Annotated in this window: 5 protein-coding genes; 1 reads left to right on the plus strand and 4 read right to left on the minus strand. The window is 60.5% G+C overall.

What is annotated here, in order from left to right; all coding sequences use genetic code 11:
* Positions 1 to 236: 236 nt before the first annotated feature.
* Both Q0288_RS06145 and deoC read right to left on the minus strand, forming a co-directional pair.
* Positions 237 to 2624 carry an aldehyde dehydrogenase family protein gene (locus tag Q0288_RS06145; RefSeq protein ID WP_299428739.1) on the minus strand — a complete coding sequence of 796 codons (2388 nt, stop codon included), beginning with the start codon at positions 2622 to 2624 and terminating at the stop codon, positions 237 to 239.
* A gap of 125 nt (positions 2625 to 2749) precedes the next feature.
* Entirely contained in the window at positions 2750 to 3727 is a 978-nt protein-coding gene (deoC, locus tag Q0288_RS06150) for a deoxyribose-phosphate aldolase (protein WP_299428743.1), read from the minus strand.
* A gap of 331 nt (positions 3728 to 4058) precedes the next feature.
* On the opposite strand from deoC, the gene Q0288_RS06155 reads away from it, so the two are divergent.
* On the plus strand, positions 4059 to 4265 hold the full coding sequence (locus tag Q0288_RS06155; RefSeq protein WP_299428746.1) for a hypothetical protein: 207 nt from the start codon (positions 4059 to 4061) through the stop codon (positions 4263 to 4265).
* A gap of 62 nt (positions 4266 to 4327) precedes the next feature.
* Here Q0288_RS06155 and Q0288_RS06160 read toward each other — a convergent pair whose 3' ends face one another.
* Positions 4328 to 5587, minus strand: coding sequence for an LCP family protein (locus tag Q0288_RS06160; RefSeq protein ID WP_299428749.1), 1260 nt, complete (start codon positions 5585 to 5587; stop codon positions 4328 to 4330).
* Between the two features lie 379 nt (positions 5588 to 5966).
* Positions 5967 to 6530 carry a bis(5'-nucleosyl)-tetraphosphatase (symmetrical) YqeK gene (gene yqeK / locus Q0288_RS06165; protein WP_299428752.1) on the minus strand — a complete coding sequence of 188 codons (564 nt, stop codon included), beginning with the start codon at positions 6528 to 6530 and terminating at the stop codon, positions 5967 to 5969.
* Positions 6531 to 7015: the final 485 nt, after the last annotated feature.

A 7015-nucleotide genomic window follows, 5' to 3' on the forward strand; every position in this document is an offset into this window, starting at 1 on the left:
CTGCCGGTGTACCTCCGATGTTTCCTTTTCGAATTGCCCTTCAAATGCTCCCACCGCCTCGACCTGAGGTCGTGGATCGCTACCTTGCGGTAGCAGGTGAGTCCGGGAGGCTTCTTTGGGAGGTGATTGAGTGTGGTTGGCCGGGTCGGCGAAAAAAATGTCTCCCTTCGGTCGGGTTCGTTCGTCCCCGTTCGGGGACGCTGTATACCAGGGCGGTTTTCAGAAAGAACACCGCTCTAGGCCCCGTAGGGCACCCAGATATTCTTCACCTGGGTAGCCTGTCGCAGTATCTCTTCCATGTCCGGCAGGGCTCCGCTCTCACCAGGCGTCCAGGTGCGTTTCATGTTATGGGCACTGGCCTTTTCGACCATGGCCTGCCCGGCCTGCGGCCCCGCGTACCAGACTGCGTCCACATCATCGTGCTCGGCCAGAGTCCTGGCGAGTTCATCGCGTTCGCCGGTCACGATGTTGAAGGTACCGGCGGGGATGTCGGAGGTTTCCAGAACCTGGTAGAAATCGGTGGCGGTGAGGGGGGTAGCGGGGGAGGGCACCACCACCAGGGTGTTGCCCATTGCCAGGGCGGCTCCGGCTAGCTTGGCGAGGGCCAGCAGGGGCTGGTCGTTGGGGCAGAGAATCCCCATCACGCCGATGGGCTCGGGAACCGCCAGGGTCACGTTGCGAATAGGGGTATTGTGTACTACACCGTCGTATTTGTCGGCCCAGGCCGCAGCGGTGAAGAGGGCGTCCAGCGCGGCTTCCACCTCGGCCCTACCACCCTGCCCGGTCTGCCCGGCGATGCGGCGGGCGAACTCCTCGGCGCGCCCCTCGAGGTTCTCGGCCAGGAAGTAGAGGATTTGCGCCCTATGGTGCCCGGTGGTCCTGCGCCAGCCTTCAAAGGCCCCACGGGCGGCCTCCACCGCATTGCGGATGTCCTTGCGGTTGCCCAGCCCCACCTCACCCAGCAGGTCACCCCCAGGGCCATAAATTGCTTTGCTGTAGCCGCTGTCGGGCCGGGCCTGTTTGCCGCCGATGAAGAGCTTGGCGGTGCGGTCAATGGATGGAAGGCTGTCAATAGCCTGGGGTCTATAGTCTGGGGTCTTGGAGACAGAACCCTTGGCTCGAGTCTTTTTCTTCTGGCCATCCACCAACGACAAACGATGATCGGCTTTTTTCACGTACTCCCACAGCCCTTCCTTGCCGCCCTCGCGCCCGAAGCCGCTTTCGCGGTAGCCGCCAAAGCCACTGGCAGCATCAAAGAGGTTGGTGCTGTTGATCCAGATGGTGCCGGCCTTGATCTGGGTGGCCACGTCCAGGGCCAGGTTGATGTCCTCGCTCCAGATGGAGGCGGCCAGACCGTAGCGGGTGTTGTTGGCTAGCTTGACCGCTTCGTCGGGGGTGCGGAAGGTCAGGGCGGCCAGCACCGGGCCAAAGATTTCTTCCTGGGCGATGGTGGAGGCCGGAGCTACCTTGGTGAAGAGGCTGGGGGGGTAGAAGCATCCCTCGGTGGGTACAGCCCAGCTGGGCTGCCAGAGGTCGGCCCCTTCGTCCACCCCCTGCTGGACGAGCTGCTGAATCCTCTGTAGTTGTATCGGGGCCACGATGGCGCCAATGTCCACGGCCTTGTCGAGAGGGTTGCCCACGCGCAGCTTCTCCATGCGGGCGCGGAGCTTGGCGTACATCTTCTCGGCCACACCCTCCTGCACCAGGAGCTTTGAACCTGCACAGCAGACCTGCCCCTGGTTAAACCAGATGGCATCTACCACGCCCTCTACCGCGCTGTCCAGGTCGGCATCATCGAAGACCAGGAATGGCGATTTGCCGCCGAGCTCGAGCGACAACTTTTTGCCGCTTCCAGCGGTGGCCTTGCGGATGATGCGACCCACCTCGGTCGAGCCGGTAAAGGCGATCTTGTCCACGCCCGGATGTTCGACCAGGGCCGCCCCGGTCTTTCCATCGCCAGTGACAATGTTAACTACGCCAGGGGGCAGGCCGATCTTCTGGCAGATCTCGGCGAACAAGAGTGCGGTCAGCGAGGTAAACTCGGCGGGTTTGAGCACCACCGTATTGCCCATGGCCAGGGCAGGGGCGATTTTCCAGGCGACCATCAGGAGGGGAAAGTTCCAGGGGATGATCTGCCCCACCACTCCCACGGGTTCGTAGTCCGGCAGCTCGCTCTCCATCAACTGTGCCCAGCCGGCATGATAGTAGAAATGACGGGCCACCAGCGGAATGTCAATATCACGGGTTTCGCGGATCGGCTTACCGTTGTCGAGGGTTTCAAGCACAGCAAACAAGCGTGCGTGTTTTTGAACCTGTCTGGCGAGAGCGTACAGATAGCGCGCCCGCAGATGCCCTGGGGTCTGGCTCCAGGTGGAAAAGGCTGTGCGGGCTGCCCTGACCGCCTGGTCTATATCCTGAGCCCCCGCCTGGGCGATCTCGGCCAGTTTTTGTGAGCTGGCGGGATTGATGGAGTCAAACCAGGCCTGGCTCGAGGGTGCGCACCACTTTCCACCGATGTAAAGCTGGAATTTACTCTGATGGGCTTCTAGCCAGTCCAGGGCGGGTTTGGCGGCTTCGGGCGCGGGGCCATAGGGTAGGGTGTCCATAAGTTCGGCGACGGTCATGTCGTACTCCTGAGGAGAGGGCGCAGGGTTCTTTTGTCAAAAGTCGAAAGTCGGAGGTCTACTGCTTCAACGTTTTTCCAGATCCATGGCAAGCAGGCCTTGTCCGTCTCTTTGAGTTCAAGGCGCTAGCCTAGTGGCTGGTACTGCATCGAGGCGTAGCGCCCATACGCGAAGTGCTCGAGCTGGCGCTCTATATCGTTTAGCAGGGCGCTGGCCCCCAGGCGGAAAAGGTGGGGCTGCATCCATTCGTGGCCCAGTTCCTCCTTCATCAGACTCAGCCAGTCCAGGGCCTGCTTGGCGCTGCGGATGCCCCCAGCAGGCTTGAAGCCTACCTTATAGCCAGTCTGCTCGTGGAAGGCCCGGATGGCCCGCACCATCACCAGGCTATTTTGCAGGGTGGCGTTGACGGTTTCCTTGCCGGTCGAGGTCTTGATGAAGTCGGAGCCTGCCTGCATACAGACCATGCTGGCCCGCAGGACGTTTTTGAGGGTGCCCAGCTCGCCAACCGCCAGGATGCTTTTCATGTGGGCCGGGCCGCAGGCTTCGCGGAAGTCGCGCACCTCGTGATAGAGGGCCTGCCAGTTGCCGGTCAGGACGTGGTGACGCGAGATCACGATGTCAATTTCACCGGCCCCGGCGGCCACCGAAGCCTCGATTTCCTGTAACTTAAGGCGGTGGGGGTTCAGACCCGCCGGAAAGCCGGTCGAGACGGCAGCCACCGGGATGCCTGAGCCCTCGAGAGCGGCCACAGCAGCAGGCACCATCTCGTGGTAGACGCAGACTGCGCCGGTAGTGAGGGGGGCTACCCCCAGGGTCTGCAAAAGTTCTGGGCGGACGGGTTGGCGGGCTTTGGTGCAGAGGCGACGTACCGTGCCTGGTGTGTCGTCGCCCGCAAGGGTGGTAAGGTCAATGGTTCTGATGGCGTGCAGAAGCCAGGCGGCCTGCCACTCCTTCTTCACGGTGCGACGGGTGGGTAGGGTGGCGGCCCGCCGTTCGACAGCGCTCTTATTTACCAGAGCACCCTCGACCGCGCTAAGGTCAAACGTGGTGCCGGGGTTGCGTTCCGGCAGCGAGTGGGAATGGGGTATGGTTGCAGTTGCCATAGGTAGCCTCGAGACGTTTGCTTCGGAGGCGTGGTGTGCCTCCGTGACGCTCATTGCTGGGCGCGCCACCCCAGGTGCGCACTGGACAGTAAACCGCTGGTTCGCGTCCGTAGTGGGCGCCTCGAGACGCTCATTGCGGGGCGCGCCACCCCAGGTGCGCACTGGACAGTAAACCGCTGGTTCGCGTCCGTAGTGGGCGCCTCGAGCAAGCCAGATTATAGCGGTTTTTTGGCTCCGAGACCCAGACCATGAGGACATTCGCCCCGCCGCTTGCTGCCATGCTGGTGATAACGAAGCTACTCGGACCTGCCAAAGCTCCCGGAGGTGAAGGATGAAAACCCTGGAAGTCTCGAAATGCCCGGTCTGCGATGAACTCGTCGAGATAACAAACGTGAGGGCGGGCCTCGAGGTGGAGTGCCCGGATTGCGGCGAGGTTTTGCGGGTGGTCTCGATCCAACCGCTCAAGCTCTACTATGCCTTCGACCCCGACGAAGAACCTTTACCCGAAGAAGAACACCGACTGCCAGAGAGTGGATAGTTCAGAGTCGGTGGTCTAGCCGATCACTGAGGTCGAAGGCGTAGAACGGTAGACAATCGTCATTATCCCGACCCCAGTACGATAACCACATCGTAGCCCCTGGGCTCGAGGCGAATGCGGGACTGGAGCGGAAGATGCAGCAGATTGGCGTAGTCTCGAGCCAGGGTAAAAGCAGGAGACTCACCGCTGACCATCGAAACCCCACTGCGTACAAATACCCCACTGGTGCCACCCACCTCACCTACCTGCAACTCCGGTGGGTAGATACCCATTTGCAGGAAGCCCTGGATGAACTGCTCCCCTTGCCCGGTTCCGCTCCGGTCGAGTAGCAGGGTTTTGAGGCCCAGGGCTTCGGCTTGCACCAGGCGGGCCATCACCTCGGCATCGGCGGGGTAGTCTAGCAGTCCGGTGGCAAACGAGGCCATGGCGGCCTGGTCGAGAATCAGGCTGTTGCCTTCCTCGAGAGTCGGCAGGGTGGCGCTTTTCATGGCCAGACTCCGCAGGTTGGGCAGCAGCCCCAGCGCAGTGGATACCGGCAGACTGGTCTCGAGGGAGTTCCACACCGCACCCGCAACCCCTGGCAGACGCGACCAGTAGCGGGGGCTCTGGGCCTTGCGGGCAGCTAGCCCCATCACTTCTTTGATGCGATCCAGGCGGCCCAGATCGGAGCCTTCCCAGTGGCGAAACCGCATGTATTTGACGGCATCTTTCCCGTCCAGATGTACGGGGCCAGCCGGAAAATCTATGAACAAACCGGCGGCCCGGTCGGTGTACTTCATCGGATAGGGCAGTACCACATCCACCCCATCCACCGCGTTGATCAGTTTCATCACGGCTTCAAAGGTCAGAATCAGGTAATGCTGCACGGGCACTCCCAGGATATCTTCTACCGCCAGCCGCAAGCCCTCTGCACCGCCCCCACGCTGATAGACCGAGTTGATCTTTCCATCGAAAAAGCCGACTGGGGTCTCGCCGCTGTAGCGCAAATCGCGAGGAAGGGCTACCAGTGTGGCCTCCGAGCCGCGAAAGCGGATATAGAAGATGGTGTCGGTGCGGAACCCCGGCCCGCAAGCGGTATGGTAGCCACAGTACTCGGTGTCACGGGCTGCCACCACCAGGCTGAGTTCTTCGGAAGGGCTGCTTCCTGCATACGTTCCGAAGAGCCCCGCCCGAACCTCCTCGAGCTGTGGGCCATAGGCCAGCGCCCCAGCCAGGGTCAGCAGGGCCAACCCCAGCAAAATTAGCGAAAAACGCGGCCCAGAACGGCGTGTACGTACCGACGACCCCAGTCTGGTGCGATGGGGTGTCTGGGGTTGTGCCATGACCATTAGATTACAAAATCGGGCAGGTCGGAACGTAATAGGCAACCCAAAACTTGGCGAAAGAGGGGGTCACCTGCGTTATACCAGACTCAAAAAGGTAATCATCAAACCCAAGGGATCCCGAGGCTCACTTATTGAATCCTGGAGCACCCCCCTCCCGGACGGGCGGCGAAAAAAGCGTCTCCCTTCGGTCGGGTTCCGAATTTGACATTTATAGAGTGTTCGTCTGGTTTTTGCAGGAAATCGAATCTGACTCCGTACAGAACCCACTTCCGTGCTATAAAGTACGATCGCTTTCCCCATAGATGGTCGAGCTATAGATTAGCTAAGAGACCCTTGCTTTACCATCTGACCCGGCCTGCAGGGAGGAGCATCGGTACTAACTGCGCTTCTGCTGTGTTACCGCCAGGTAAGCCGCCATGGTACGTGGATGGGGTTCGATGCCCTTGCTTTGAAGGTAGTTTACCTTGCAGATCACGGCCTCCTGGTAGGCCTCCTCGAGCCGGCCCTGCAAGGCCAACCCGCGTATGTCGTGGTTGACCCCACGACCAGGTTCGGAGACATCGGCGATGTAGAGGGCCATGCCGATTTTATGTTCGGGGCTGACTCCGTATACGTGGCCCTCGATGGCCTCGAGCACTTCTTCGTCTTCGATGCCCCACGCCTGGGCCACCCGGCGGCCTGCGCGCCCGTGCAGGGCCAGCGGATGCTTGCGTTCAATCTCGTTTTCTGGAGGCGCCAGTTCCACCAGTTGCTCGGCACTGAAATTGCGCGCAGAATCGTGCAGGATTCCGGCCAGATAGGTTTTTTCTGCATCGAGCCCGTTGGCCCTGGCGATTTCGGCAGCCAGTTCGGCTACCCGTAAGATATGCGCATAACGCTCGGGCTTGACCTGATGGCGTACCTTTTCGGATAAATCAACGACAGAGATTGTGCTTAACAAGTAAACCTCCGCCGAGAGCGGGAGCAGGTATGGAAACTCCGGCTCATCCGCAAGGCAGAGCCTACCACATATTTGGAAATTTCCAAGCCCGATTCTGCATCAACTTGTACACAAGCAGACCCAGCGACTCTCGAAAAAACCGATCATGACAAGCGGGTATGCCCTTCGGAGGCCGTCTTTGTCAGAGAATCTGCTGTGCTGAGCTGCACGGTACCTAGACACCCGTTGCTCCGAAAGGCTTGTATGTTGATCCCAGGGCCTGACAGCTCAAGCATGAGGGGCCGGAGTGGAGGGGCATGGACAGGTACCTCAGCACAAGACTGTGCGGTCCAGAGGAATGAAGGGCTCACCATGACCAGGCCTTTGCAGGGTGGTTGGACCATTATGGAAGCCCAACCCACGGTTGTGCAAACCCTCACACCCAAACCTCGGCTTTTATCATATGCGGTATGGACGAGGCGAAAGGCATACCCAGCCCGATACCG

Origin of the sequence: uncultured Meiothermus sp. (assembly GCF_937863175.1) — a bacterium.
Lineage (GTDB): Bacteria > Deinococcota > Deinococci > Deinococcales > Thermaceae > Meiothermus.